Source organism: Bradyrhizobium sp. B039, from assembly GCF_038965675.1.
Taxonomy (GTDB): Bacteria; Pseudomonadota; Alphaproteobacteria; order Rhizobiales; family Xanthobacteraceae; genus Bradyrhizobium; species Bradyrhizobium diazoefficiens.
Map to the genome: position 1 here is coordinate 8,769,918 of NZ_CP152416.1, position 24,863 is coordinate 8,794,780.

23 protein-coding genes and 1 pseudogene are annotated in these 24,863 nt (G+C 65.6%); 21 read left to right on the forward strand and 3 right to left on the reverse strand.

What is annotated here, in order from left to right:
- Nucleotides 1-87 precede the first annotated feature (87 nt).
- From AAFG50_RS41315 to AAFG50_RS41330, 4 genes and pseudogenes are all read left to right on the forward strand, one after another.
- On the forward strand, nt 88-1,002 hold the full coding sequence (locus tag AAFG50_RS41315; protein ID WP_028172538.1) for a phosphoribosylaminoimidazolesuccinocarboxamide synthase: 915 nt from the start codon (nt 88-90) through the stop codon (nt 1,000-1,002).
- A 283-nt stretch (nt 1,003-1,285) separates the two neighbouring features.
- Nucleotides 1,286-3,502 carry a SulP family inorganic anion transporter gene (locus tag AAFG50_RS41320; protein WP_028172537.1) on the forward strand — a complete coding sequence of 739 codons (2,217 nt, stop codon included), beginning with the start codon at nt 1,286-1,288 and terminating at the stop codon, nt 3,500-3,502.
- Nucleotides 3,503-3,854: 352 nt separating this feature from the next.
- Nucleotides 3,855-4,046 (forward strand): annotated as a pseudogene (locus AAFG50_RS41325) (hypothetical protein); the annotation flags it as partial.
- A gap of 423 nt (nt 4,047-4,469) precedes the next feature.
- The gene (locus AAFG50_RS41330) at nt 4,470-4,745 is read left to right on the forward strand and encodes a hypothetical protein (protein ID WP_011083630.1); all 276 of its coding nucleotides are present in this window, start codon (nt 4,470-4,472) and stop codon (nt 4,743-4,745) included.
- A gap of 51 nt (nt 4,746-4,796) precedes the next feature.
- Here the strand turns inward: AAFG50_RS41330 and AAFG50_RS41335 are convergent, their stop codons facing one another.
- Together AAFG50_RS41335 and AAFG50_RS41340 are read right to left on the reverse strand one after the other, a co-directional pair.
- Nucleotides 4,797-6,290 carry an NAD-dependent succinate-semialdehyde dehydrogenase gene (locus AAFG50_RS41335; protein ID WP_028172536.1) on the reverse strand — a complete coding sequence of 498 codons (1,494 nt, stop codon included), beginning with the start codon at nt 6,288-6,290 and terminating at the stop codon, nt 4,797-4,799.
- 189 nt (nt 6,291-6,479) lie between these two features.
- On the reverse strand, nt 6,480-6,800 hold the full coding sequence (locus AAFG50_RS41340; RefSeq protein WP_011083628.1) for a hypothetical protein: 321 nt from the start codon (nt 6,798-6,800) through the stop codon (nt 6,480-6,482).
- 348 nt (nt 6,801-7,148) lie between these two features.
- On the opposite strand from AAFG50_RS41340, the gene AAFG50_RS41345 reads away from it, so the two are divergent.
- A complete protein-coding gene (locus AAFG50_RS41345) occupies nt 7,149-8,342 on the forward strand; it encodes a serine hydrolase domain-containing protein (RefSeq protein ID WP_028172535.1) in 1,194 nt (397 codons plus the stop codon).
- A gap of 165 nt (nt 8,343-8,507) precedes the next feature.
- Here AAFG50_RS41345 and AAFG50_RS41350 read toward each other — a convergent pair whose 3' ends face one another.
- A complete protein-coding gene (locus tag AAFG50_RS41350; protein WP_011083626.1) occupies nt 8,508-9,509 on the reverse strand; it encodes an adenosine kinase in 1,002 nt (333 codons plus the stop codon).
- Between the two features lie 125 nt (nt 9,510-9,634).
- Between AAFG50_RS41350 and murJ the strand changes: the two genes are divergently transcribed.
- The 16 genes from murJ (at nt 9,635) to AAFG50_RS41430 (ending at nt 24,811) form a co-directional block, all read left to right on the forward strand.
- Nucleotides 9,635-11,167 carry a murein biosynthesis integral membrane protein MurJ gene (gene murJ, locus AAFG50_RS41355; RefSeq protein ID WP_028172534.1) on the forward strand — a complete coding sequence of 511 codons (1,533 nt, stop codon included), beginning with the start codon at nt 9,635-9,637 and terminating at the stop codon, nt 11,165-11,167.
- A 92-nt stretch (nt 11,168-11,259) separates the two neighbouring features.
- Entirely contained in the window at nt 11,260-12,312 is a 1,053-nt protein-coding gene (gene trpS / locus AAFG50_RS41360; RefSeq protein WP_028172533.1) for a tryptophan--tRNA ligase, read from the forward strand.
- 108 nt (nt 12,313-12,420) lie between these two features.
- Nucleotides 12,421-12,915, forward strand: a complete 495-nt coding sequence (locus AAFG50_RS41365; protein ID WP_028172532.1) for a universal stress protein — start codon at nt 12,421-12,423, stop codon at nt 12,913-12,915.
- 238 nt (nt 12,916-13,153) lie between these two features.
- On the forward strand, nt 13,154-13,723 hold the full coding sequence (locus tag AAFG50_RS41370) for a NifU family protein (RefSeq protein WP_028172531.1): 570 nt from the start codon (nt 13,154-13,156) through the stop codon (nt 13,721-13,723).
- Between the two features lie 199 nt (nt 13,724-13,922).
- The gene (tsaB, locus tag AAFG50_RS41375) at nt 13,923-14,618 is read left to right on the forward strand and encodes a tRNA (adenosine(37)-N6)-threonylcarbamoyltransferase complex dimerization subunit type 1 TsaB (protein ID WP_028172530.1); all 696 of its coding nucleotides are present in this window, start codon (nt 13,923-13,925) and stop codon (nt 14,616-14,618) included.
- The gene (gene rimI, locus AAFG50_RS41380; protein ID WP_028172529.1) at nt 14,615-15,100 is read left to right on the forward strand and encodes a ribosomal protein S18-alanine N-acetyltransferase; all 486 of its coding nucleotides are present in this window, start codon (nt 14,615-14,617) and stop codon (nt 15,098-15,100) included. The genes tsaB and rimI overlap by 4 nt, the downstream gene beginning before the upstream one ends.
- 38 nt (nt 15,101-15,138) lie before the next feature.
- A complete protein-coding gene (locus tag AAFG50_RS41385; protein WP_011083619.1) occupies nt 15,139-15,594 on the forward strand; it encodes a Fur family transcriptional regulator in 456 nt (151 codons plus the stop codon).
- Complete coding sequence (locus AAFG50_RS41390) at nt 15,595-16,275, forward strand: HAD family hydrolase (RefSeq protein WP_028172528.1); 681 nt, start codon at nt 15,595-15,597, stop codon at nt 16,273-16,275. It begins immediately after the preceding gene.
- A gap of 191 nt (nt 16,276-16,466) precedes the next feature.
- Nucleotides 16,467-17,864, forward strand: a complete 1,398-nt coding sequence (gene miaB / locus AAFG50_RS41395; protein ID WP_028172527.1) for a tRNA (N6-isopentenyl adenosine(37)-C2)-methylthiotransferase MiaB — start codon at nt 16,467-16,469, stop codon at nt 17,862-17,864.
- Between the two features lie 64 nt (nt 17,865-17,928).
- A complete protein-coding gene (locus tag AAFG50_RS41400; protein WP_011083616.1) occupies nt 17,929-18,924 on the forward strand; it encodes a PhoH family protein in 996 nt (331 codons plus the stop codon).
- A 62-nt stretch (nt 18,925-18,986) separates the two neighbouring features.
- Complete coding sequence (ybeY, locus tag AAFG50_RS41405) at nt 18,987-19,496, forward strand: rRNA maturation RNase YbeY (protein ID WP_028172526.1); 510 nt, start codon at nt 18,987-18,989, stop codon at nt 19,494-19,496.
- A 1-nt stretch (nt 19,497) separates the two neighbouring features.
- On the forward strand, nt 19,498-20,616 hold the full coding sequence (locus AAFG50_RS41410; protein WP_028172525.1) for a hemolysin family protein: 1,119 nt from the start codon (nt 19,498-19,500) through the stop codon (nt 20,614-20,616).
- A complete protein-coding gene (lnt, locus tag AAFG50_RS41415) occupies nt 20,613-22,226 on the forward strand; it encodes an apolipoprotein N-acyltransferase (RefSeq protein WP_028172524.1) in 1,614 nt (537 codons plus the stop codon). The genes AAFG50_RS41410 and lnt overlap by 4 nt, the downstream gene beginning before the upstream one ends.
- 220 nt (nt 22,227-22,446) lie before the next feature.
- Nucleotides 22,447-22,860 carry a helix-turn-helix transcriptional regulator gene (locus tag AAFG50_RS41420; RefSeq protein WP_027546813.1) on the forward strand — a complete coding sequence of 138 codons (414 nt, stop codon included), beginning with the start codon at nt 22,447-22,449 and terminating at the stop codon, nt 22,858-22,860.
- An 86-nt stretch (nt 22,861-22,946) separates the two neighbouring features.
- Complete coding sequence (locus AAFG50_RS41425; RefSeq protein ID WP_039186496.1) at nt 22,947-24,104, forward strand: M20 family metallopeptidase; 1,158 nt, start codon at nt 22,947-22,949, stop codon at nt 24,102-24,104.
- Nucleotides 24,101-24,811, forward strand: a complete 711-nt coding sequence (locus AAFG50_RS41430) for a tRNA (guanine(46)-N(7))-methyltransferase TrmB (protein ID WP_028172522.1) — start codon at nt 24,101-24,103, stop codon at nt 24,809-24,811. Before AAFG50_RS41425 ends, AAFG50_RS41430 begins: the two co-directional genes overlap by 4 nt.
- The last annotated feature ends 52 nt before the right edge of the window (nt 24,812-24,863 follow it).

Sequence of the window (24,863 nt, forward strand, 5' to 3'; positions counted from 1 at the left end):
CCGGTTTCCGGCCGTGCCGTCAGGCGCGGCCGGATTTCCCGCCTGAAGGCCATGCCTTCGAAAGATCTGTCTGCGAAAGCTTTGCCGATGACCACCATGCTCTCCAGCGACCTGCCGCTCCCCAAGATCGGGCGCGGCAAGGTGCGCGACATCTATGCCGTCGACGACGACCGCCTGCTGCTCCTTACCACCGACCGCATCAGCGCCTTCGACGTCGTCATGGGCGAGACCATCCCGATGAAGGGCGCGGTGCTGACCCAGATCAGCGCGTTCTGGTTCAACGAGCTTGAAGGCGTGGTGCCGCATCACATGATCAGCGCCGACACCGACGAGATCATCGCGGCCGTGCCCGCCTTGAAGCCGCATCGCGCCGAGATCCTCGGCCGCGCCATGCTCTCCCGCCGCACCACGGTGTTTCCGATCGAATGCGTGATCCGCGGCTATCTCTCGGGATCGGCCTGGAAGGAATACGCCGCCAGCGGCACGCTCGCGGGCGAGAAGCTGAAGGCCGGCCTCGTCGAGAGCGAGAAGCTGGAGCCAGCGATCTTCAGCCCGGCGACCAAGGCCGAGACCGGCCATGACGAGAACATCACGATTGCGCGGATGCGCGAGGTGGTCGGCGACGAGACAGCCTACACGCTCGAGAGCATGACGCGCGCGATCTACACGCTCGGCGAGGAGCTGGCGCGCGAGCAGGGCATCATCATCGCCGACACCAAGTTCGAGTTCGGCCGCGACAAGGACGGCCGCATCATCCTGATCGACGAGGTGATGACGCCGGATTCGTCGCGGTTCTGGGCCGTCGATGCCTACAAGCCCGGCCAGCCACAGGCGAGCTTCGACAAGCAGCCGCTGCGCGACTATCTCGACGTCGAGCGCCGCGCCGGCCGCTGGAACGGCGACGCCCCGCCGCCGCCGCTGCCGGCGAGCGTGGTGGAGGCGACCAGCAAACGGTATCTGGAGGCGTATCGGCGCGTGACGGGGAAAGAGCTGAAGATTTAGGCGCAGTTGCTGCCACAAACTCGTCATTGCGAGCGCAACGAAGCAATCCAGAGTCTTTCCGCGGAGGGATTCTGGATTGCTTCGCTACGCTCGCAATGACGTGGAGGGGGTCGGTGCGCCGCTCCGGCATTGTCCGTCCGGCTCTATTTCTTCACGCATGATTGGCCGTTCACATGCCATCGCCGAAACTGTCGGATATTTCATAGCTACTAGAATCCTGTTGCGCTAAGTCCGCAGTCGTCTACGTCTCGGACGGGACTTTTTCAGGGGCGAGCGCAACCGCGTGACCGATCCAGCAATTATTTTCAGTCCGGCTGCCCGTTTCAACCCGGCCCTCAGGCGTGCGCTGAATGATATATTGGGCGGGAGCGCCGCCAGCGTCCTGGCCGTCACTTTCGGGCTATCCTACGCGCTGCTGATCTTCACCGGGCCGCTGTCGCCTTATCTGTCCTACGGCATCGCCGCGACTTTCATCAGCTCCGCGGTCCTTGCGGCTGTCATTGGGCTGGGAAGCTCCCTGCCCTTCGCGGTCGCCGGCCCCGACAGCTCGACCGCCGCGGTGACGGGCATCTTGGCCGCCTCGCTGGTCGAACGCATTGAAGCGGCCAATCTGTCGGCGCCGCTGCTCTCGCCCGTCCTGATCACGCTCGGCCTGTCGACCATGCTGACCGGGATCGTGCTGTGCGGACTGGGACTGACGCGGATGGGCCGCGCCATCCGCTACGTGCCTTATCCGGTGATCGGCGGCTTTCTCGGCGCCACCGGGCTCTTGATCGTGATGGGCGCGATCCGGGTGATCACCGATCGTCCCGTGCAGTTTGCCACCCTGCCGCGCTTCACCAACGGCGTCACGATGTCGGAGCTGGGCGCCGCCTGCGCGATGGCGCTGGTGCTCTATCTGACGTGGCACCGCTCGCGCAACGCGTTCGGGTTGCCGATCATCCTGGTCGGCGGCATGCTCGCCGCGCATCTGGCGTTCTGGATCGCCGGGATTTCGCCGGAGGAGGCGCGCGCTTTGGGCTGGATGTTCCAGCCGCCGCCGCCGGCGACCTTCATGTTGCCCTGGCACATCGACGACCTCGCGCACTATCCGTGGTTCGCCGTGCCGGACCTGCTCGGCAACGTCGTCGCCGTCATCTTCGTTAGCGCCTCCAGCACCCTGTTCAACACCACCGGCATCGAGGTCGCCGTTCACCGCGAGGCCAATCTTGAGCGGGAGCTGAACACGACCGGCGCCGCCAATATCCTGTCCGGCGCGCTCGCCGGCTATGCCGGCTGCATCTCGGTCAGCCGCTCGATCCTCAATTTCAGCAGCGGCGGCCGCGGACGCCTGTCCGGCTTCACGGTTGCGGCCATATCACTGCTGATGCTCGCGATCGCACCGGAGCTGCTCGGCTTCATGCCGAAATTCGTGCTCGGCGGCCTGCTGCTCTATCTCGGCGCCGATCAGCTCCACAAATGGCTCATCGAGTCGCGCAAGCGGCTCTCGAAGCTCGAATATCTGTCGCTGGTCGCCATCATCGCGATCATCGTCATCTGGGGTTTCGTGCCGGGCATCCTGATCGGCGTGATCATCGGCTGCGCGACCTTCGCATTCAGCGCGGCGCGGGTCGAATCGATCAAATACAGTTTTGACGGCGCCGAATATCGCTCCTCGCTCGATCGCTCGCGCGACGACCAGGAGGTGCTGCTCGCTCATGGCGGCAAGATCCAGGGCCTGAATCTCCAGAGCTATCTGTTCTTCGGGTCCGCCAACCGGCTCTATCAGCACGTCAAGAAACTGCTGCACGAACGCCCGGAGTGCCGCTATCTGCTGTTCGACTTCAAGCTCGTCACCGGCGTCGATTCGTCGGCCGCCTACAGTTTTGCCCAGATCAAGCGCAGCGCCGGCGACCTCGGCGTCGAGCTGATCCTGGTGCACCTGCCAGCCGCGGCCGAGAAGGTGCTGCGCTCCAGCGATTTCCTCGGCGACGGCGTCACCGTCATTCCCGAGCTCGATCATGCGCTGGAGTGGTGCGAGAACGAGCTCATCGCGCAGCATCAGGGCCTGGCGCAGGAAGAGGCGAATTTGCGCGACTGGTTCGCAGGGATTCTCGACAGCGAGGACGATGCCGACGAACTGATCCGCCGCTGCCAGCGCCTCGAGGTCGAGGCCGGCGAAATCATCGTGCAGGCCGGCGATGCCGCCGATTCCATGCACTTCATCCTCGACGGCCGCGTTGGGATCATGATCCCCGCGGAGCAGAATGGCATGACGCGGGTCCGAAGCCTCGGGCGCTACACCACGATCGGCGAGATGGGCCTGGTGTCGCAGACGCCGCGCAGCGCGACGATCCAGGCCGAGGTCGACAGCGTGCTCTACGTGCTGAACACGCACCAGTTCGACGCGATCAGGGACGAGGCCCCCGCGCTCAGCCGCAAGCTGCTGACCTATTTCGTGTCGGTCATGGCCGAGCGACTGACATTTGCGAACAGGACGATCGCGGTGCTGCGGCGGTAACGACCGCGTAGTCCGGACGGAGCGAAACGCAGTCCGGGCTACGGCACTTCCGTCTCATGAGATTGCGCCACCAAGCATTGCAATGAGGCAGTTGGCGTGACCCATTGCGGTGCATTGGGACAATAGCGGGCGTCGCCGATCTGCAATATGATCCTGCCTGCCATTGCTCTCCGAGTACGATACGGCGTGCCTCCGATGAAGCTTCTCTTATCGCAAGGGCCGCCGCTTGCGCCGCGCGCAAACGGCGTCGGTTGCACGCCGCTCCAGACCAGCGCGAGAAGACCGCCAGGGACCGCGCAACGGCCCCCGGACAGCGAAAGCGCATTTGGAAGACAGCAATGGAGGAAAAAACATGACACGTACATGCGCGACAAGAATTGCAATAGCAGTCTCGACCTTCGCCTGCGCGACGTTGTTCTCCTTCGCCTGGTCTGAGGAGCACGGCGTCTCGATGTCGGTCGACAGTGCACAGGCGCGGGTCGGTCGCCCGCTGACTCCCGTGAGCGTTGCCGGCGTGGCGCGTCGACAGACACGGCGCGCCGTATATGGTGCCGGCGCCTACGGTGTCGGAGCAGGTGTCGCAGCGGTTGGCACAGCCGCCGCGATTGCCGCAACGTCACCTGGATGGGGGGCCGGTCCGGGCTATTATGCGGGCGGCGGTCCTTACGCGTCTTACGCCTACTCGCCGGAGGACTGGCGCAGGCGAAACGGCATGGTCTGCACACCCGGTACGCTGACCAAGATGGAGGACGGCCGCATGTATCGCTGTCAGTAATGGCACAGTCGCATCAGCGGGAGGCGGCTTTCGAGCCGCCTCCCGCATCTTGCACCTTTGCCAGACGGCGCACGCCTCGCAACAGCGAGCAAGCCGCTTTGCAATTCCTGTGCTCCATTGATCCAGATCAAGCCGGGAGCAAATGACCAGAGAATGCTGATCGCTCGGCTTTGATACCCGAGGGAGATTGCCATGAAGCTGGCCGGCACCAAGCGAATGCTACTTGTTGCAGCCGTTCTAGGCTGTGGAATTTTCGGCTCGATCAATTGGTCACACGAGGACGGCATCACGCTCGTCGTTCAAGCCGCTGAAGCCAGGGTCGGACGACCGGCAACCCCGGCGAGCGTCGCCGGCGTCGCACGTCGAACCACGCGGCGCGCGGTCGTAGGGGGAGCGGCGGTAGGCGCGGCAGCGGTCGGCACAGCATGCGTCCGCGTATATGTGAACGGCGCCTACGTGTGCCGCTGATGCATTCGCGCCGGCGAGTTCAAATCGCCGGCGCGCAGCATCGATTGCCGGTTAGACCCCCGCCATCATCACGTATTTGATCTCGACATACTCTTCCATGCCGTGGCGCGAGCCTTCGCGCCCCAAGCCGCTTTCCTTGACGCCGCCGAACGGCGCGACTTCCGTGGTGATCAGGCCGGTGTTGACGCCGACCATGCCGGACTCCAGCGCTTCGGCGACACGCCAGACGCGGCCGAGATCGCGGGAATAGAAGTAGGAGGCGAGCCCAAACGGCGAGGCGTTGCACATCGCGATGACGTCGGCCTCGTCCTTGAAGCGGATCACCGGCGCGAGCGGGCCGAAGGTTTCCTCCTGCGCCACCAGCGAATCCGGCTTGACGTTGGCGAGCACCGTGGGCTCGAAGAAGGAGCGTCCGAGCTCGCTGCGCTTGCCGCCGGTGACGACCTTGGCGCCGCGCTTCACGGCGTCGGCAATGTGGCGCTCGACCTTGTCGACCGCCTTCAGGTTGATCAGCGGGCCCTGCGTCACGCCGGCTTCTGTGCCGTCGCCGATCTTCATCACCGCGACCTTCTTCGACAGCTTCTGCACGAACTCGTCGTAGATCTTGTCCTGGGCGTAGAGGCGGTTGGCGCAGACGCAGGTCTGGCCCATGTTGCGGTATTTCGAGACGATCGCGCCTTCGACCGCCGCATCGATATCGGCGTCGTCGAACACCACGAAGGGCGCGTTGCCGCCGAGCTCGAGGCCGAGCCGCTTCACGCCGACGGAGGCCTGCTGGTAGAGAATCTTGCCGACGGCGGTCGAGCCGGTGAAGCCGACGAAGCGCACCGCCGGATGCTCGCACAGCACCTTGCCGATCGGCGGCGCGTCGCCGGTGATGATGTTGAGTACGCCCTTGGGGATGCCGGCCTTCTCGGCGAGCACGGCCAGCGCCAGCGCCGACAGCGGCGTCTCGTTGGCCGGCTTCAGCACCACGGTGCAGCCGGCCGCCAGCGCCGGCGAGACTTTTCGCGTGATCATCGAGTTCGGGAAATTCCACGGCGTGATCGCACCGCAGACGCCGATCGGCTGCTTGATCGCGAGCAGGCGCGCATCAGGACGTTGCGTCGGAATGGTTTCGCCATAGACGCGGCGGGCTTCCTCGGCGAAGAACTCGATATAGGCGGCGCCGATGTCGACCTCGCCCAATGCCTCGGAGAGCGGCTTGCCCTGCTCGGAGGTGAGGATCAGCGCAAGGTCCTCGCGATTGGCGATGATCAGCTCGAACCATTTGCGCAAAATGTTGGAGCGCTGCTTGGCGGTGTGCTTGGCCCAGGCGGGAAAGGCCCGCTCGGCGGCTTCGACCGCCTTGGTCGTATCGTCCGCACCAAGCTGTGGAACCTTCGCAAGCTCGACGCCGGTGGCGGGATTGTTGACGGCAAAGACCGGCGTGCCGACCCAGGCGCCGTCGATGTAGCAGGCCTCCTTCAGCAGCGACGGGTCCTTCAACCGGTCGCGCAGGGTGGCGGTGGCGTGCTGGGCGCGTGCGGCGGCAGTCGGGGTCATAGCGTTACTCCTCGGAGCGCGATCGGATCGGCCCGGAATATAGGGACAGACGGCGCGTAATGCACCGCCCCGCAACGCACATCAGATGGGAGCTAAGCTCGTAGCGGCGAACTTATTGTTTGAGCATGATCTTTCCGGAAAACCGCTGCACACTTTGCGCTAACGCGGCCCTTCGGGTCCGGATCATGCTCAGGCCGCGCCGCTCATATAGGTCTCGCGCCGGCCGATCATGCGCTCGGCGGCGGCTTTGGCGTCGGACTTCGAGGAGGTCGCACAGGTGCGATATTCGAGATCGGGAACGCCCGTGGTGTCGCGGCGGCCAAACCACGATTTCGAGCCGACCGGAAGCAGCGCCAGCGCCTGCGCCAGATTGTCGACCGCGCCGAACGAATAGAGCGCGCCGCTGCCGGCGATGCGGACCTCGTAAATGCCGGGCGAGATCGGCGCCTCGAGATTGTCGCCCCGTCCGGGACGGGGATAGCGCTTCCATTCGCTCCAGGTTGAAATCATCAGAGGTCCCCCTCGCGGCCGGTGCCGGCCGCCAAATTTGTATCAAGTCCTAACGTCCGCGGCTGATTGGGCCCGTTGCCAAACGCCGCGACGCACAAAATGTTTCAAGTGCTTCAAACACGCGAAACATATCGCCGGAGCCCGTCCACGGTCACGGTTCGTTGCGGCCATCCACCCCAGATTGTGACGGAGTGTTTCAGTTCAGACGACCCTGTCGTCCTGCGCGCGGCGCGGGTCGTCAAGTCACGACATCGCGACCGGCGGAGACATCGCGACGCGCTTGCCGCGCGGGGCATGCAGGAGGACAATCGATCACTTCCAACAATAATCAAACCGGAGGAAACGCGTATGCAAAGCCAAGCCCAGATCGACGAGGTTCTGCGTAAGACAAGCGACGCCAAGGAGATTCCCGGCGTGGTGGCGATCGCCGCCAGCGGTAACGACGTGCTGTATCAGGGCGCGTTCGGCAAGCGCGATCTGTCCAAGCCCGACGCGATGACAGCGGACAGCGTGTTCTGGATCGCATCGATGACGAAGGCTGTGACCGCAGCGGGCGCGATGCAGCTGGTCGAGCAAGGCAAGCTGTCGCTGGACGCGCCGATCGGTGAGGTGCTGCCCGACCTCGCCAAGCCGCAGGTGCTCGAAGGCTTTGACGCCAAGGGCGAGCCGAAGCTGCGGCCGGCCAAGGGACCGATCACGCTGCGCCAGCTCATGACCCACACCGCCGGCTTCTGCTACGACATGTGGAACGGCAATATGGGCATCTATCTCGAGAAGACCGGAACGCCGGGTATCATCACCTGCCAGAACGCCGCGCTGAAGACGCCGATCGCCTCCGATCCCGGCACGCGCTGGGAATACGGCACCAATATCGATTTCGTCGGCAAGGCGGTGGAAGCCGTCAGCGGCAAGCGGCTGGACGCGTATTTGCGCGACAATCTGTTCGCCCCGCTCGGCATGGGCGACACCGGCTTCAAGATCACCGACGACATGCGCAAACGGCTGGTCGGCATGCATGCGCGCGGCGAGGACGGCCAGCTCGGCGCGATCCCGTTCGAGCTCGAGCAGGCGCCGGAATTTTGCATGGGCGGCGGCGGCCTCTATTCGACCGCGGCCGACTACATCAGGTTCACGCAGATGATCCTGAACAAGGGCCGCGGCAACGGCAACCAGGTGCTGAAGGCCGAGACGGTCGCAACGATGGGGCAGAACCACATCGGCGATCTCAACGTCACCAAGATGACCTCGGTGGCGCCGATGTACACCAACGACGTCGACCTCTATCCGGACCAGGTGAAGAAGTGGGGCCTCAGCTTCCTCATCAACACCGCCAAGACGCCGGAAGGCCGCAGCCCGAACAGCCTCGCCTGGGCGGGCCTCGCCAACACCTATTACTGGATCGACCCGGCGCGCGACGTCACCGGCGTGATCCTGATGCAGGTGTTGCCGTTCGCGGACGGAAAGTGCCTGGAGGCGTTCGCGGGATTCGAGCGCGGCGTCTATGCCGGGCTCGATGCGGGGAGCGGGCAGAAGGCGGCGTGAGGGGGCGACTTCGCGCACGGCTCTCACCACACGACGACTGTCATCCCCCGCGAAGGCGGGGGATCCAGTACGCCGCGGCTTCTCAATAAATCACAGGCGTCTCGGAGTACTGGATCGCCCGGTCAAGCCGGGCGATGACAGCGGAGAGCGAGGCGCGGGCTTGCGTTACGCCGTCAGCCCGCGCTGCTCCGCCAGCTCCTTCAGCGACACTTGCGGACGCGCGCCGATGTGCTGGATCACTTCGGCGGCCGCGAGCGCGCCGAGCTCGCCGCACTGCTTGTACGGCAGGTTGCGCGCCAGGCCATAGAGGAAGCCGGCGGCGAAGAGATCGCCGGCGCCTGTCGTGTCGACGAGCTTGGCGATGGGAGCCGCCGGCGCGGCGACGGCGTCTTCCGCCGAGACGACCATGCAGCCCTTCTCGCTGCGGGTGACCACGCCGAGATTGACGTCGTTGCGCAGCTGCTTCAGCGCCGTGTCGAAGTCCGAGGTCATGTAGAGCGAATGCAGCTCGGACTCGTTGGCAAAGACGATGTCGACGGTGCCGTTGCGCATCAAGGACAGGAACTCGTCGCGATAGCGATCGACGCAGAAGGAATCCGACAATGTCAGCGCCACCTTGCGCCTCGCGTCATGAGCGATCTTGGCCGCCTTGACGAAGGCCTCCTTGGCGTTCTTGGGGTCCCAGAGATAGCCCTCGAGATAGACGATCCCGGCGCTCGCGATCTCGGCCGGATCGATATCGGCCGGCGACAGATCCTGCGCCGCGCCGAGATAGGTGTTCATGGTGCGCTCGCCATCGCCCGTGACCAGGATGTAGGAGCAGCCGGTGGCGGGACCATCCTTCGCGGCGGGCGTGTTGAAGGCAACGCCGGCGGCACGGATGTCGTGGACGTAGAGCTTGCCGATCTGGTCGTCCTTGACCTTGCCGACATAGGCGGCACGCGCACCGAGGCTGCCGATGCCGACGATGGTGTTGGCGGCAGATCCCCCCGAGACTTCCGTCGCCGGGCCCATATCCTGGTAGATGGCGGCGGCCCGCGCCTCGTCGATCAGCGACATGCTGCCCTTGGTCATGCCGTGCTTGGCGAGAAAAGCCTCGTCGGTCCTGACCAGCACGTCGAACAGCGCGTTGCCGATCCCGAGAACGTCATATTTCACGTCAGCCATTCACCTTGATCCTGTTTGGCGGATTGCGATTGCCGGGAAAATCCGCTTCCTGTCGGCCTGAAATCTGGCTCGCGGCCTATCACGACCCGGCCTTCGCGGGCAAGCCACGGTATTATGCACGCGCAATGATCCGCTCCTTCCTGACCGTCTCGACGGGAACACTGGCCTCGCGACTGCTGGGCTTTGCGCGCGATTCCATGATTGCCGCCCTGCTCGGCACCGGCGCGGTGGCGGATGCCTTTCTGGCGGCATTCCAGCTCGTCAACGTGGTGCGGCGGCTGCTCAGCGAAGGGGCCCTGAACGCGGCGCTGATCCCGGCCTGGCTGCGCGTCCGGGATCGCGACGGCGAGGCGGCCGCCTCCGCGTTCGCGGGACGCGTGCTCGGCACGGTCAGCGCGGCCCTGATCGCAATCTCGCTCGTCATTGCGCTCTTGATGCCGCTGATCATCACGGTGATCGCGCCGGGATTTCTCGGTAGCAGCAGCCTCGATCTCGCCGTCCAGAACGCGCGGCTGATGCTGCCCTATCTCGCTTTCGCCGGCCCCGTCACCGTGCTGATGGGGCTGCTCAACGCGCAGGGGCGTTTTGCGCTCACGGCGTTCTCGCCGCTGCTGTTCAACATCGCCCTGATCGCCGCAATCGCGACGCTGCTGGTCTGGCATGCCGATGCGACCTCCGCCGCGTGGATGCTGGCGGCGACCGTCGGCATCGCCGGGCTACTGCAACTCGCCATGCTGCTGTCGCAGCGAAGCGGACGGCTTGCCGCACCGTTGCGCGCAAGCTTCGACAAGGAGATGCGCGGCTTCTTCGCCAAGGCCATTCCCGGCATGATCGCAAGCTCGGGCCCGCAATGGCTGATGGTGGCCGGTGCGATCATCGCTTCGGCGACGCCCTCTGCCGTCTCCTGGCTCTATTTCGCCAACCGCCTGATCGAGCTGCCGCTCGGCATCGTCGGCGTCGCCATGGGAACGGTGCTGGTGCCGGAGCTCACGCGCGCCGTCACCGGCGGCGACCGCGACGCGGTGGCGCATGCGGAATCGCGCGCGCTGGAACTTGCGACCGGGCTCGCGCTGCCGGCAACCCTCGGCCTGATCGTGCTGGCCGAGCCGATCGTGCGGCTGCTGTTCGAGCATGGCGCCTTCGGCGCCGATGACAGCACGGCCACCGCGCGCGCGCTGATGTGGCTGGCGCTGGGCCTGCCGGCCCACGTGCTGATCAAGGCGCTGTCACCGGCCTTCTATGCCCGCAGCGACACGATGACGCCGCTGCTCGCAACGGCCAAGGGTTTTGTGGTCGCGGTCGCGCTTGCGGTTCTGCTCGGCCATTTCTTCGGCGCAAGCGGGATCGCCGCGAGTATCGCGGCCGGCGCCTGGAGCAGCGCGCTCTCGCTGCTGCGGAAGGGCACGGGCGAATTCGGCTTCTCGGTCGACACCGCCGCCCGCAGGCGACTGCCGCGGATCGTGCTCGCCGCTTCCGCCATGGGCGCCCTGCTCTGGCTGACCGCGGGCCTGGTGCCGCCCGACGCGCATGGCGTCATCAAATTCATCGTGCTGGGCGTGCAGATCGCGGCCGGAATCGCCGTCTACGGCCTGCTCCTGCAAATCCTCGGCGCGGCCTCCTGGCGCGAGGCGGCTGCCGCCTTGAGGCGGCCCGCCTAGCCCGACCTCGGCGCGCAGGATGATCGAATTGCCCTTGACGAGGCAGCGCCGCTGTTGGAAACGACGGCCGGTACCTTCCAGGAAAGCTTGCCATGCCATTCGTTGAACGGGTCTTCTCGGGCGTCCAGCCGACGGGCAATTTGCATCTCGGCAATTACCTCGGCGCGATCGTCAACTTCGTGAAGATGCAGGAAACCCATAACTGCATTTATTGCGTCGTCGACATGCACGCGATCACGCAGGGCGTGGACGTCTGGGGCGGACCGGTCGAGCTCGCGCGCAACACCCGCGAGGTGACCGCCGCGTTCATCGCCAGCGGCATCGATCCAAAGAAGCACATCGTGTTCAACCAGAGCCAGGTCTCGGGTCATGCCGAGCTCGCCTGGATATTCAACTGCGTCGCGCGCATGGGCTGGCTCGGCCGCATGACCCAGTTCAAGGAGAAGGCCGGCAAGGACCGCGAGAACGCCTCCGTCGGGCTGTTCGACTATCCCGTGCTGATGGCGGCCGATATCCTCCTGTACCGCGCCACCCACGTGCCGGTCGGCGAGGACCAGAAGCAGCATCTCGAGCTCTCGCGCGACATCGCGCAGAAGTTCAACAACGACTTCGGCGACTCGATCCGCGCCCAGGGCACCAATGACGGCATGTTCTTCCCGCTGCCGGAACCCTTCATCACGGGCCCGGCGACGCGCGTGATGAGCTTGCGCGACGGCACCAAGAAGATGTCGAAGTCGGATGCCTCGGACAATTCGCGCATCAACCTCACCGACGACGCCGACACCATCGCGCAGAAGATCCGAAAGGCGAAGACCGATCCGGAGCCGCTTCCGACCGAGGAGAAAGGCCTGGAAGCCCGGCCCGAGGCCGACAATCTCGTCGGCATCTTCGCGGCGCTCGCCGACCGCTCCAAGGCCGACGTGCTCAGGGATTTCGGCGGCGGACAGTTCTCCAGCTTCAAGAACGCGCTGGCGGAGCTGTGCGTCACCAAGCTCGCGCCGATTGCCGGCGAGATGAAGCGCCTCGTCGCCGACCCCGGCCATATCGACGCGATCCTGAACGAGGGTTCCGACCGGGCCCGCGCGATCGCCGACGAGACCATGAAGCTCTCGAAGGACATCGTCGGCTTCATCCGCCGGCGCTGATTGTCGCATTCGCAAAACGCGGCCGGCGCGCCGGCGTCGGCCGCTTCCCCTCTCCCAAACGTTGCGGGAGTGTGGCAGCATGCCGGCCGCGCACACGCCGGGACATGCATGACCAGCAAGCGACTTTGCTTCGAGCCGGGTCACAAGCCCAAATGCCTCGTCATCGTCGACGACACCGCCGAATGGGACCGCGCGGTCTACTACGCCAGCCGCTGGGCGATCCGCGCCGGCGGCGGGGTGGTGATGCTGCGCATCATCGAGCCCGAGCAGCAGACCCAGGAATGGCTTGGTGTCGCCGACATCATGCGCGCCGAGGCGCATGAGGCGGCGGAAGCCGCGCTCGACCGCGCCGCCGGCCGCGCCAACGGCATTGCCGCGATCACGCCGGAGCGGGTGATTCGCGAAGGGGCCGCGATGGAACAGCTGCTCGCGGTGATCGACGAGGACCCCGACATCGCCATGCTGGTGCTCGCCGCCAATCCCGGCGCGGAAGGTCCGGGACCCCTGGTCGCGCTGCTCGCGCATGAGCTGGGCACGTTCCCGGTGCCGGTGACGATCATCTCCGGCGCGCTGAGCGACCAAAGCGTGGATTCGCTGTCGTAGGCCGGGCGCTCGTCATGCCCGGGGCTTGTCCCGGGCATCCACGTTCTTGCTTCCGCGAAGTAAGGCGTGGATGGCCGGGACAAGCCCGGCCATGACGAGGTTGGAATATCTTGGCACCTTAACCCACTGATATAACAACGGAACGGCCATCTCGCCCCTTGATCGTGCGTTCCCCGTCGCCATCTGCTAGTGGATAGCTTGCGCGCCGGCCTTGAACCGGCGACGTCTGGAGAAAACCATGTTCATTCAAACCGAAGCTACCCCCAATCCCGCCACGCTGAAATTCATTCCCGGCCGCGTCGTGGTCGACGGCAGCCCGATGGAATTTTCGAGCCGCGAATCGGCCGCGCGTTCACCGCTCGCCGAAAAGCTGTTCGAGGTGCCCGGCGTTACCGGTGTGTTCTACGGATCGGACTTCATCACCGTGACCAAGGCGAACGGTGAATGGCAGCAGCTCAAGCCCGCGATCCTCGGTGCCATCATGGAGCACTACATGTCCGGCGCGCCGCTGCTCGCCGACGGCGCGGCGCAAAGCGATGCCGATCTCGACGACGAGGACGAGTTCTTCGACGAGGCCGATGCCGAGACGGTCGACATGATCAAGGACCTGATCGAGACCCGGGTGCGGCCGGCGGTCGCCAATGACGGCGGCGACATCACCTTCCGCGGCTTCAAGGACGGCATCGTCTATCTCAACATGAAGGGCGCCTGCTCCGGCTGCCCGTCATCGACCGCGACGCTCCAGCACGGCATCCAGAACCTGCTCAAGCACTTCGTGCCCGACGTGGTCGAAGTCCGGCCGATGTGACGACGAAGCCGTCATTCCGGGGCGGTCCGAAGGACCGAGCCCGGAATCTCGAGATTCCGGGTCTGGTGCTGACGCACCATCCCGGAATGACAGCTTGCGTGGGGCATTTTGGAGGCCTGCAAATAGTGCGTGATGAATGGCGGATTGGCGCGTGGTTCGCTACACTACTCGTTATTCGCCACTCGCCATTCGCGTTCTCATGCTGATCCTTGCCATCGATACCGCGCTCGAGGCGTGCGCGGCCGCCGTGCTCGATACCGACGCCGGCGAGCTGCTTGCGCAGGAGCAGCTTCTCATGAAGCGCGGCCACGCCGAGGCGTTGATGCCGATGATCGCGCGCGTCATGCAATCGGCCAATCTTTCCTTCACCGCGCTCGACCGAATCGCCGTCACCGTCGGCCCGGGAAGCTTCACGGGCCTCCGCGTCGGCATTTCGGCGGCACGCGGCCTTGCACTCGCGGCCAAGCGGCCGGCCGTCGGGCTGACGACGTTGTCGGCCTATGCCGCCACCGTCGTCGGCCAGAGCAAATCGGCCCCGGTCATCTCCGCTATCGATGCGCGGCACGATCACGTCTACTTCCAGATCGTCGCCGGCGACGGCAGCCAGCTGGTGCGGCCGGGCGTCGTCTCCGTCGACGAGGCGATCGCGGCCTCGCAATTCGGCGCACCGCATCTGGTCGGCAATGCCGCAAACATCCTTGCCGATCGCTGGCCGAAGGATGCACCGCAGCCGGTCGCGGTCGACGCGCAGCCCGCGCCCGATATCGGCTGGGTCGCATGGCTTGGCGCTGCCGCCGATCCCGAGACAAATCCGGCGCGGCCATTCTATCTGAAGGCGCCCGACGCAAAACCGACCGCACTGCCGTCGCTCGCAGCTCAAGCCGCAACCCCATGATGAGATGGCTGTCGGAATGGTGGCGCGGCGGCACGGCCGCCGTCGAGCCGGCTTCCGCGCGCGATGCCGCGCGGCTCGCGCAGCTTCATGGCGCCTCCTTCGCGCGCGGCTGGGGCGAAGGCGAATTCGAGAGCATGATGAGCGAGCGCAATACGCTGGTGCATCGGCTGCGCCTCGGCCGCAAGACCATCGGCTTTGCGGTGTCGCGGATCGGCGCGGACGAAGCGGAGATCCTCTCGATCGCGGTCGACCAGGCCCATCGCGGCCGCGGCCTCTCCCACACGCTGCTGATGAGCCATCTCGGCCACCTCGCCGGGCGCGGCGTGCGCACGATATTTCTCGAGGTCGAGGAAAACAACCAGCCGGCACGGCGGCTCTACGCAAGGTGCGGATTCATGGTGGTCGGACGCCGCGAACGCTACTATAAACAGCCGAACGGGGAACAATTGAACGCCCTTCTGATGCGGCGTGACTTGTCGTAACATTGATGGCAGAAAACGCCCCGTCAGGCAGACAGATCATGACCGCACTGAAACCTTCTTCTGCATCCAAGGCGTCCGGCATCGAGGCGCGCTGTGCCGCCACCGGCATGCGCATGACCGAGCAGCGCCGCGTCATCGCCCGCGTGCTCGCAGAGGCAGTCGATCATCCCGACGTCGAGGAATTATACCGCCGCTGCGTCGCCGTCGACGACAAGATCTCGATCTCGACCGTGTATCGCACCGTCAAGCTGTTCGAGGATGCCGGCATCATCGAACGCCATGACTTTCGCGAGGGACGCGCGCGCTACGAGACGATGCGCGACAGCCATCACGACCACCTCATCAATCTGCGCGACGGCAAGGTGATCGAGTTCACCTCCGAAGAGATCGAGAAGCTCCAGGCGGAGATCGCGCGCAAGCTCGGCTACAAGCTGGTCGACCACCGGCTCGAGCTCTATTGCGTCCCGCTCGACGACGACAAGCCCACAAGCTAAGTGCCCGTCGATCTCATCATCTTCGACTGCGATGGCGTGCTCGTGGACAGCGAGGTGATCTCCTGTCGCGCGCATGCGGATGTGCTGACCCGCCACGGCTATCCGATCACCTCGGAGCAGGTGCTAATCCGCTTTCTCGGCGTATCCGAGAAGGACGCGCGGCGGATGGTCGAGCAGGAAATCGGCCGCAGCCTCCCCGACGATCTGGAGAGCCAAGTGAATGCGGCCACGCTGCAATTCTACGCCAGCGATTTGCAGCCGATCACCCATGTGGCCGCGGCGATCGCCGCAATCGATCTACCGAAATGCGTCGCATCGAGCGGCACGCCGGAGAAGATCCATCACGGCCTGACGTGCGCCGGGCTCTACGACCTGCTCGCGCCGAACATCTTTTCCGCGAGCCAGGTCGCCCGCGGCAAGCCCGCGCCCGACCTGTTCCTGTTTGCCGCCGCGCAGATGAAGGTCGCCCCGCAGCGCTGCCTCGTGATCGAGGACAGCCTTCCCGGAGTGACCGGCGCGCACGCCGCCGGGATGACCGTGCTGGGCTTTCACGGCGGCAGCCATTGCCCGCCGGGGCACGCCGAAAGGCTGCGGGCCGCCGGCGCCGGACTGACGTTCGACGATATGCGGCAGTTGCCGGAGCTGGTCCGGCGGGTCGAGGCGGACGCTTTGGCGGGCTGACTTCGCCCCCTTGCTCGTCATTCCGGGGCACGCGCAAGGTGCGTGAACCGGGAATCCCGTGCTTTTGGAGCGATTCCGGGTTCGCCCGCCTTGCGGGCGCCCCGGAATGACCGCCTCGGGCTCCATTCGCTGGATTTTCCCCCCTCCAGCCTATATCTGAAGGCCGTCCTCCACCTCCATTTTCGGGTTCCATGACGCCGCCGCGCAAGCTGCACATCAAATCATATGGCTGCCAGATGAACGTCTACGATGCCCAGCGCATGGTGGACACGCTGGCTCCGGAAGGATTCGTGGAGACGGCCAGCGCCGAGGACGCCGACCTCGTCATCCTCAACACCTGCCATATCCGCGAGAAGGCCTCCGAGAAGGTCTATTCCGAGCTCGGCCGGCTGCGCGTCGCCAAGGACGAGGCCGCCCGCGGGGGCCGCGCGATGCAGATCGCCGTCGCAGGCTGCGTGGCGCAGGCCGAGGGTGAGGAGATCGTGCGCCGGGCGCCGGTGGTTGACGTCGTGGTCGGCCCGCAGAGCTATCATCACCTGCCGGAGCTGCTGAAGCGGGCCGGCAACGAAGGCCGCGCGATCGAGACCGAATTTCCCGCGGCCGACAAGTTCAGCTTCCTGGCCCAGCCGAAACCCGATGCGATCCGCGCGCGCGGCATTTCCGCCTTCGTCACGGTGCAGGAAGGCTGCGACAAGTTCTGCACCTTCTGCGTCGTGCCCTACACGCGAGGTTCGGAAGTCTCCCGCCCTGTCGCGAAGATCGTCGACGACGTGAAGCGGCTCGCCGACAACGGCGTGCGCGAGCTCACGCTGATCGGGCAGAACGTCAACGCCTATCACGGCGACGGACCCGACGGAAAAAGCTGGCCACTTGGCCGGCTGCTCGAACACCTGGCAGGGATTCCCGGCATCGCGCGGCTGCGCTATTCGACCAGCCATCCCCGCGACGTCGATGACAGCCTGATTGCGGCCCATCGCGATCTCGCGGCCCTGATGCCGTTCGTGCACCTGCCGGTGCAGTCGGGCTCGGACCGGATTCTGGCCGCCATGAACCGCAAACATACCGCCGATGATTATCGGCGTGTCATCGACCGTTTCCGGGCCGCGCGCCAAGACATTGCTTTTTCATCAGATTTTATCGTCGGATTCCCGGGTGAAAGTGAGCAAGATTTTCTCGCCACCCTCGCGCTTGTCACGCAAATCGGCTACGCTGCCGCTTATTCGTTCAAATACTCCGCCCGGCCGGGAACGCCGGCCGCGGACATGCAGGAGACGGTGTCCCCCGCCGAGATGGACCAGCGATTGGAGCGGCTCCAGGAACTGATCGACAGCCAGCAATCGGCCTTCAACAAGGCCGCGATTGGCTCAACGGTCGACGTGCTGTTCGAGCGTCCGGCGCGCAAGGACGGCCAGATCGTCGGCCGCACCGCCTTCCTCCAGCCCGCGCATGTGATGGCCTCACCCGACATCATCGGACAAATCCTTCCGGTGCGGATCGACAGCCTCGAACGCTACAGCTTCCTCGGGGAGCTCGTCACACCGCGCGTTGCGCGCGAGCCCGCTTTATCACCCATCGCCACTGGAGCCTGAACCCTTGCCAAAAAGCGCATCGGATTCGTCTTCTATCGCTCCCAGCCGCAAATTTGACCGCGACATGCAAGTTCCGCCCGAAACCCAGGTCGTCATCGACTTCGACGACAACCGCGCCGCATCCGCACTGGTCGGCCCCTACGGCCAGCACCTCGCGCAGATCGAGCGCCGGCTCGGCGTCGTCGTCGATTCCAAGGGCAACCACATCACCATCGGCGGCACGCGCGACGGTTGCGATGCCGCGCGCCGCGTGCTGGAGGTGCTCTACGCCCAGGCGGTGAAGGGGCAGGATCTCGACCAGGGCGAGGTCGAGGGCGCGATCCGCGCCGTGATCGCACAGGGCTCCCTGTTCGAGTTCGACGCCAAATCGGCCAAAACGACCTTCGACAGCATCAACTTGCGCAAACGCCCGGTGCGCGCGCGCACCGCCGCGCAGGACTCCTACATCCGCGCGCTGAAGCGCCACGAACTGGTGTTCGGCATTGGACCTGCCGGTACCGGCAAGACCTGGCTCGCGGTCGCGCATGCCGCGCAACTGTTCGAGCGCAAGGAAGTCGACAAGATCATCCTGTCGCGCCCGGCGGTGGAAGCCGGCGAGCGGCTCGGCTTCCTGCCCGGCGATCTCCGTGAGAAGGTCGATCCCTATCTACGCCCGATCTACGACGCGCTCTACGACCTCATGGACGCACGCATCGTCGAGCGGGCGCTGCAAACCGGCGAGATCGAGATCGCGCCGCTCGCCTTCATGCGCGGCCGCACGCTGACCAACGCCGCCATCATCCTGGACGAGGCGCAGAACACCACGTCGATGCAGATGAAGATGTTCCTGACCCGCCTCGGCGAGAACAGCCGCATGATCGTCACCGGCGACCCCTCGCAGATCGACTTGCCGAACGGCCAGACCTCGGGCCTCGCCGAGGCAACCCGCCTGCTGAACGGCGTCGAAGGCATTGCACAAGTTCATTTCAAAGCCGAGGACGTGATCCGCCACGAACTCGTGGCGCGGATCGTCTCCGCCTATGAAGGGCAGCCGCAGCGGCCGGCCGCCGGTAAATCCTGACGGGACAACAACCGGACCATATGGGCGCGGACGCGAGCGCCTTTTCGTTCCGAACAAAGACAATGTCACACCCCAACCTTCCCATGACCGAGGTCCTCGTCGTCGCCGATTGCTGGCAGCGCGAACCCGATTCCGAAGCCGTGATCCAGCGCGCGGTCGCGGCCGCCGCCGAGAGTGTCGACGAAGACGTCGCGGAGGCGGAAGTGGCGGTGATGCTGACCGACGATGCCGGCATCCGCACGCTCAACAGCAACTGGCGCGGCATCGACAAGCCGACCAACGTGCTGTCGTTTCCCGCGCTCCAGCCGGAGGGCGAATGGAAGGAAGGCGATGCGCCGCGCATGCTCGGCGACATCGCGATCGCCTACGAGACCATGCGGCGCGAGGCGGACGAGGAAAAGAAGCCGTTCGACCACCATCTGAGCCATCTGGCCGTGCACGGTTTCCTGCACCTGATCGGCTACGACCACGAGAACGACGACGACGCGGAGGAGATGGAAGCGCTGGAGACGCAGATCCTGGCCCATCTCGGCATTCCCGATCCCTATGCCGACCGCCTGGGGACGCACTGAGATGCCGGATTCCGACCCGATCCACGACAATCCCCGCAACACGCCCAATTTGCCGGTCGTGGTGGCACCCGGCGAGGTGCTGCGTCCGACCGCCGAAGGCTGGCTGCTGCGCGCGATCCGCACGCTGTTCGGCTGGAAGGCGGGGTCGGTGCGCGACGATCTCCAGGTCGTGCTCGACGCCTCGACGCCCGACGACACCGGCTTCTCCGCCGTCGAGCGCACCATGCTGCGCAACATCCTCGGTCTGCACGAGCGCCGCATCGCCGACGTCATGGTGCATCGCGCCGACATCATCGCGGTGAAGCGCGACATTCCGCTCGGCGAGCTGATGGACCGCTTCGAAAGCGCCGGCCATTCGCGCCTCGTCGTCTACAACGAGACGCTCGACGATCCCGTCGGCATCGTCCACATCCGCGACCTGCTCGCGTTCATGACCGCGCGGGCACGCGTGTCGGACGCCACCAAGACCAAGCGCAAGAAGCCGCTGCCGGCCGGCCTCGACCTTCGTACCGTCGATCTCGCGATGCCGCTCGAGGACGCGCGCATCATTCGCAAGCTGCTCTACGTGCCGCCGTCGATGCGGGCGATCGACCTGCTCGCGCAGATGCAGGCCACGCGCATCCACCTGGCGCTGGTGGTCGACGAATATGGCGGCAGCGACGGGCTGGTCTCGCTCGAGGACATCGTCGAGCAGATCGTCGGCGAGATCGACGACGAGCACGACAGCGACGAGCCGCCCTCGATCGTGCGCCTGCCCGACAACGCCTTCATCGCCGACGCCCGCGCCAGCCTCGATGACGTCCGCACCGTGATCGGCGCGGACTTCGTCACCGGCGAGGCCGGCGAGGAAGTCGAGACGCTGGGCGGCTATCTCGTCAGCTTCGTCGGGCGCCTGCCGGTGCGCGGCGAGGTGATCTCGGGCCCCGGCAACTATGAGGTCGAGGTACTCGATGCCGATCCGCGCCGCGTCAAGCGGCTGCGCATCTCGACGCGGAAGGAACGCCCCGCGCCGCGCACCCAGCGCGAGAGCCGACGCCGCGAGAGCGCGCCGGAGAGCGGTCAACCGCCGGCCAGTGACACGCCGACCCCGCCGCCAAGCGACGGGACCGGCCCGCAGTGAGCGCGTTCCAGCGACTCCGGCAGATTGCGCTTGCCATCATCCTCACCTGGGGATGGAAGCGCGCCCTCGTCGCCATGGCCGCCGGCGCGCTGTCGGTGCTGGCGCTGGCGCCGTTCAATCTCTTCCCCGTGCTGTTCATCACTTTCCCGGTGCTGGTCTGGCTGATCGACGGCGCCGGCGCGGGGCGATACCGCGGCATCCCCGCCGCGGCGCTGACCGGCTACTGGTTCGGGCTCGGCTATTTCGTCCCCGGCCTCTACTGGATCGGCTATGCCTTCTTCGTCGACGCCGATGTGTTCGCCTGGCTGACGCCGTTCGCCGTGCTGGGCCTGCCGGCCTATCTTTCCATCTTCACGGCGATCGGATTTGCGCTCGCCCGCCTGCTCTGGACCAAGAACGCCACGCGCGTGCTTGCGCTCGCGGCAAGCCTCACCATCGCCGAATGGCTGCGCGGTCACGCGCTGACCGGCTTTCCCTGGAACGCGTTCGGCTATGCGCTGTCCGAGCCGTTGCCGCTGGCGCAGACGGCGTCGCTGATCGGCCTGTGGGGCATGACGTTCCTGACTGTTGCGATCTTTGCAAGCCCCGCGACGCTGATCGACCGCACGCCCGATCGCCGCGTGGCGTGGCGCGCGCCGGCCGCGGCAGTCGCGCTTCTGATTGCCATGAGCATCTTCGGCGCGATCCGCCTGTCGCTGCATCCGACCACGATGGTCGCGGGCGCCAAGCTGCGCCTGATGCAGCCGAACCTGCAGCAGGACGCGAAGTTCAACTACGCCGCCAAGACGGAGGTGATGAAGAAATACCTGGCGCTGTCGGACCGCGCCTCCGGACCGCAATCGACCGGCGTGCGCGATGCCACCATCCTGATCTGGCCGGAATCCGCCTTTCCGTTCTTCCTGACCCGCGAAGCCGACGCGATGGCCGAGATCGCCGAGCTGCTGCCGAAGGGCACGGTGCTGATCACGGGCTCGGTTCGCGCGCCCGATCTGCCGCGGGGAACGCCGATCACGCGTGCCTATAATTCGATCTACGTGATCGATCACGACGGCAGCGTGCTCGCGGTCTACGACAAGCTGCACCTGGTGCCGTTCGGAGAATTTCTTCCCTACCAGGATCTGATGGAGAAGCTCGGCTTCGAGCAGCTCACGCGTGTGCGCGGCGGCTTCATCGCCGGCACCGTGCGGCACGCGCTGCCGATGCCCGGCGCGCCGTCAGCGCTGCCGCTGATCTGCTACGAAGCGATCTTTCCCGGCGAGGTTGCCGGTCGCAACGAACGTCCGGGCTGGATCGTGAACCTCACCAATGACGGCTGGTTCGGCATCTCGACCGGACCCTATCAGCATCTGGAGCAGGCGCGGATGCGCGCGATCGAACTCGGCTTGCCGCTGGTCCGCTCCGCCAATACCGGCATCTCCGCGGTGATCGATCCGGTGGGGCGAACCGTCGCCAGCCTCGGTCTCGGCGTCGAAGGCATTTTGGATGCAAGCCTGCCCGCCGCGATCCCGCCGACGATCTATGCACGGGTGGGCGACGTGCCCGCGGCCGTGCTCGTCGCGCTGGCCGTGCTTCTCGCGGTCCGCCGACGTGTGGCCAAACGGCACCCCTGATCCCGCCGTCACCGCCGAAGCGGCCGGAATCCTTTGACAACCGTGGTCCCACGGTTGACAGACTGCACGCGGGTTCCTCATTCTGCACCAGCTGCAAAAGACAGTGGGCATTGCTAAATTTCTCCGCAATGTTTCCCAATAACAGGGTCTGATTTTTATGATGCTGGCACCTGAGGCATTCCGTCGATTGCGCTGAGGGTGGTGTTTGGAGGCTGAGGAAATGTCGAAAGCGCCCAACCCTGTTGACAAATATGTCGGCAGCCGCGTGCGCATGCGCCGCATCATGTTGGGCATGAGCCAGGAAAAGCTCGGTGAAGCTTTGGGCCTGACTTTCCAGCAGATCCAGAAATACGAGAAGGGCACGAACCGGGTCGGCGCGAGCCGCATCCAGCAGATTGCCGAAATTCTCCAGGTGCCGGTGTCGTTCCTGTTCGAAGGCGGACCGAGCGGTGTGGCCGGCCCGAACGGCTTCGCGGAAGGCGCCTCGCCCTCTTACGTCTCGGACTTCCTCGCGACCTCCGAAGGACTCGCTTTGACCAAGGCGTTCACGCGAATCACTGATTCGAAGATGCGCCGCTCGATCGTCGATCTCGTCGAGCAGATCGCGGCGCGCGAAGGTCCCGACAAGCGCTGAGGCGCGCCAGCTCAATCGATTTGAGGCTGCGCCAAATCTGGCCTATGTCGTCATTTGCGGCCGCGCTTTGACGCGCGTCCTCCCGGATGATGCGATTCAAAGGCATAGATGCGCCCATGACGAACTCCAACTGGTTTGATAACCAAACTATTCTCGACGGCATCCGGCGCTGGGTGGAGATCGAGACGCCGACAGAGGCGCCTGAACAGGTCAACAGGCTGGTGTCGTTGGTCGCGGATCATTATCGCGATCTGCCTGTCACGCTCGAGCGCATCGCCGGCGTCGACGGCTGCGGCGATCATCTGCTGGCACGCTCGGCCTGGGGCCAGGACCGGCCCGGCATCCTGGTGCTGAGCCACCTCGATACCGTTCATCCCCTGGGATTCATCGAGCGCCTGCCGTTCAAGGTCGAAGGCGACAGCGCGTTCGGTCCCGGCATCTACGACATGAAGGGCGGCGCCTACATCGCCCATCACGCGTTTCGCGCGCTGTGCGCCACGGCCGAGCGCTCGCCACTCGGCATCACCCACTTGTTCACCTCCGACGAGGAGATCGGCAGCCCCACCTCGCGTGCGCTGATCGAGAAGGAAGGGCGCAAGGCCAAATACGTGCTGGTGACGGAGCCGGCACGCGACGGCGGCAAGATCGTCACCGGACGCAAGGGCGTCGGACGCTTCCAGGTGTTCATCAAGGGCGTGCCTGCGCATGCCGGCTCGCGACCCGAAGATGGTCGCAGCGCCGTCCGCGAGCTCGCCAATATCATCTTGACGCTGGAAGGGATGAACGACCCGGCGCGCGGCGTCTCCGTGAATGTCGGTGTGGTGCGCGGCGGCACGCGCCCCAACGTGACGCCGGAAGAGGCCTATGCCGAAATCGATCTGCGCGTGCCGAGCTTCACCGATGCGGACGAATTCGTCGGCAAGATCCTCGCCCTGAGGTCGAAGACGGAAGGCGTCACCGTCAAGGTCACCGGCGAGCTCAATCGTCCGCCCTACGAGAAGGGCAATGCAGGTGCCTCGCTGTACGAGCATGCCAGGACGCTCGCCACGGAGATCGGCTTCGAACTGATCGACACCTACACGGGCGGCGGCTCGGACGGCAATTTCACCGCTCCCCACACCGGCACGCTCGACGGGCTCGGCGTCGACGGCAAGGGCGCACACACCCATTATGAGCAGCTCTATGTCTCGTCGCTCGAACCGCGCGCGCGGCTGCTCTATCGCCTGTATCAGACGCTGCGATGAGCGAACGCAAGTCAGATCCCGATCGCGATGACAGCGAGCGCGCCTTCTTCGGGCGCCGCAAGGGCCACAAGCTCAGGCAGCACCAGGCCGAGCTGATCGATCATCTGCTGCCGCATCTTGCGCTCGACATCGCGGGCGAGGCGCCGGGGAATGCGTGCGAGATCTTCGATCCCGCGGCGAGCGACGTGCGGCTCGAGATCGGCTTCGGCGGCGGCGAGCATCTTGCGGCCGAGGCGCTGAACTTCGCCACGACCGGCTTCATCGGCTGCGAGCCCTATGTCAACGGCATGGCGAAGATCCTCGCGCAGATCGAGGCCGGCAACATCGCCAACATCCGTCTGTTCGCGGGCGATGCCGCCGAGCTCCTGGCCTGGCTGCCGAAGGCCTCGCTGTCGCGGATCGACCTGATCCACCCGGATCCCTGGCCGAAGCGGCGGCACTGGAAGCGGCGCTTCGTCCAGGACAGGACCATCGCCGCAATGGCGCGCGCGCTGAAGGTCGGCGGCGAATTCCGCTTCGTCTGCGACATCGACGATTACTGCGCCTGGACGCTGTCGCATCTTGCGCGCTCGGCGGACTTCAAATGGCTTGCGGAGCGCGCCGACGATTTCCGGCAGCCATGGGACGGCTACACGATGACGCGCTACGGCCGGAAGGCCGCGCGCGAAGGACGCAAGGCGACGTATTTGCGGTTCAGAAGAAGCTGATTGTCGTTCCGGGGCGCGCGAAGCGCGAACCCGGAACCTCGAGATTCCGGGT

Excerpts from the sequence above, each read along its gene's own strand:
- AAFG50_RS41315 (WP_028172538.1), top strand. The coding sequence starts at position 88 with ATGACCACCATGCTCTCCAGCGACCTGCCGCTCCCCAAGATCGGGCGC.
- AAFG50_RS41330 (WP_011083630.1), top strand. The coding sequence starts at position 4,470 with ATGAAGCTGGCCGGCACCAAGCGAATGCTACTTGTTGCAGCCGTTCTA.
- AAFG50_RS41335 (WP_028172536.1), bottom strand. The coding sequence starts at position 6,290 with ATGACCCCGACTGCCGCCGCACGCGCCCAGCACGCCACCGCCACCCTG.
- AAFG50_RS41340 (WP_011083628.1), bottom strand. The coding sequence starts at position 6,800 with ATGATTTCAACCTGGAGCGAATGGAAGCGCTATCCCCGTCCCGGACGG.
- AAFG50_RS41345 (WP_028172535.1), top strand. The coding sequence starts at position 7,149 with ATGCAAAGCCAAGCCCAGATCGACGAGGTTCTGCGTAAGACAAGCGAC.
- AAFG50_RS41350 (WP_011083626.1), bottom strand. The coding sequence starts at position 9,509 with ATGGCTGACGTGAAATATGACGTTCTCGGGATCGGCAACGCGCTGTTC.
- murJ (WP_028172534.1), top strand. The coding sequence starts at position 9,635 with ATGATCCGCTCCTTCCTGACCGTCTCGACGGGAACACTGGCCTCGCGA.
- trpS (WP_028172533.1), top strand. The coding sequence starts at position 11,260 with ATGCCATTCGTTGAACGGGTCTTCTCGGGCGTCCAGCCGACGGGCAAT.
- AAFG50_RS41365 (WP_028172532.1), top strand. The coding sequence starts at position 12,421 with ATGACCAGCAAGCGACTTTGCTTCGAGCCGGGTCACAAGCCCAAATGC.
- AAFG50_RS41370 (WP_028172531.1), top strand. The coding sequence starts at position 13,154 with ATGTTCATTCAAACCGAAGCTACCCCCAATCCCGCCACGCTGAAATTC.
- tsaB (WP_028172530.1), top strand. The coding sequence starts at position 13,923 with ATGCTGATCCTTGCCATCGATACCGCGCTCGAGGCGTGCGCGGCCGCC.
- rimI (WP_028172529.1), top strand. The coding sequence starts at position 14,615 with ATGATGAGATGGCTGTCGGAATGGTGGCGCGGCGGCACGGCCGCCGTC.
- AAFG50_RS41385 (WP_011083619.1), top strand. The coding sequence starts at position 15,139 with ATGACCGCACTGAAACCTTCTTCTGCATCCAAGGCGTCCGGCATCGAG.
- miaB (WP_028172527.1), top strand. The coding sequence starts at position 16,467 with ATGACGCCGCCGCGCAAGCTGCACATCAAATCATATGGCTGCCAGATG.
- AAFG50_RS41400 (WP_011083616.1), top strand. The coding sequence starts at position 17,929 with ATGCAAGTTCCGCCCGAAACCCAGGTCGTCATCGACTTCGACGACAAC.
- ybeY (WP_028172526.1), top strand. The coding sequence starts at position 18,987 with ATGTCACACCCCAACCTTCCCATGACCGAGGTCCTCGTCGTCGCCGAT.
- AAFG50_RS41410 (WP_028172525.1), top strand. The coding sequence starts at position 19,498 with ATGCCGGATTCCGACCCGATCCACGACAATCCCCGCAACACGCCCAAT.
- AAFG50_RS41420 (WP_027546813.1), top strand. The coding sequence starts at position 22,447 with ATGTCGAAAGCGCCCAACCCTGTTGACAAATATGTCGGCAGCCGCGTG.
- AAFG50_RS41425 (WP_039186496.1), top strand. The coding sequence starts at position 22,947 with ATGATGCGATTCAAAGGCATAGATGCGCCCATGACGAACTCCAACTGG.
- AAFG50_RS41430 (WP_028172522.1), top strand. The coding sequence starts at position 24,101 with ATGAGCGAACGCAAGTCAGATCCCGATCGCGATGACAGCGAGCGCGCC.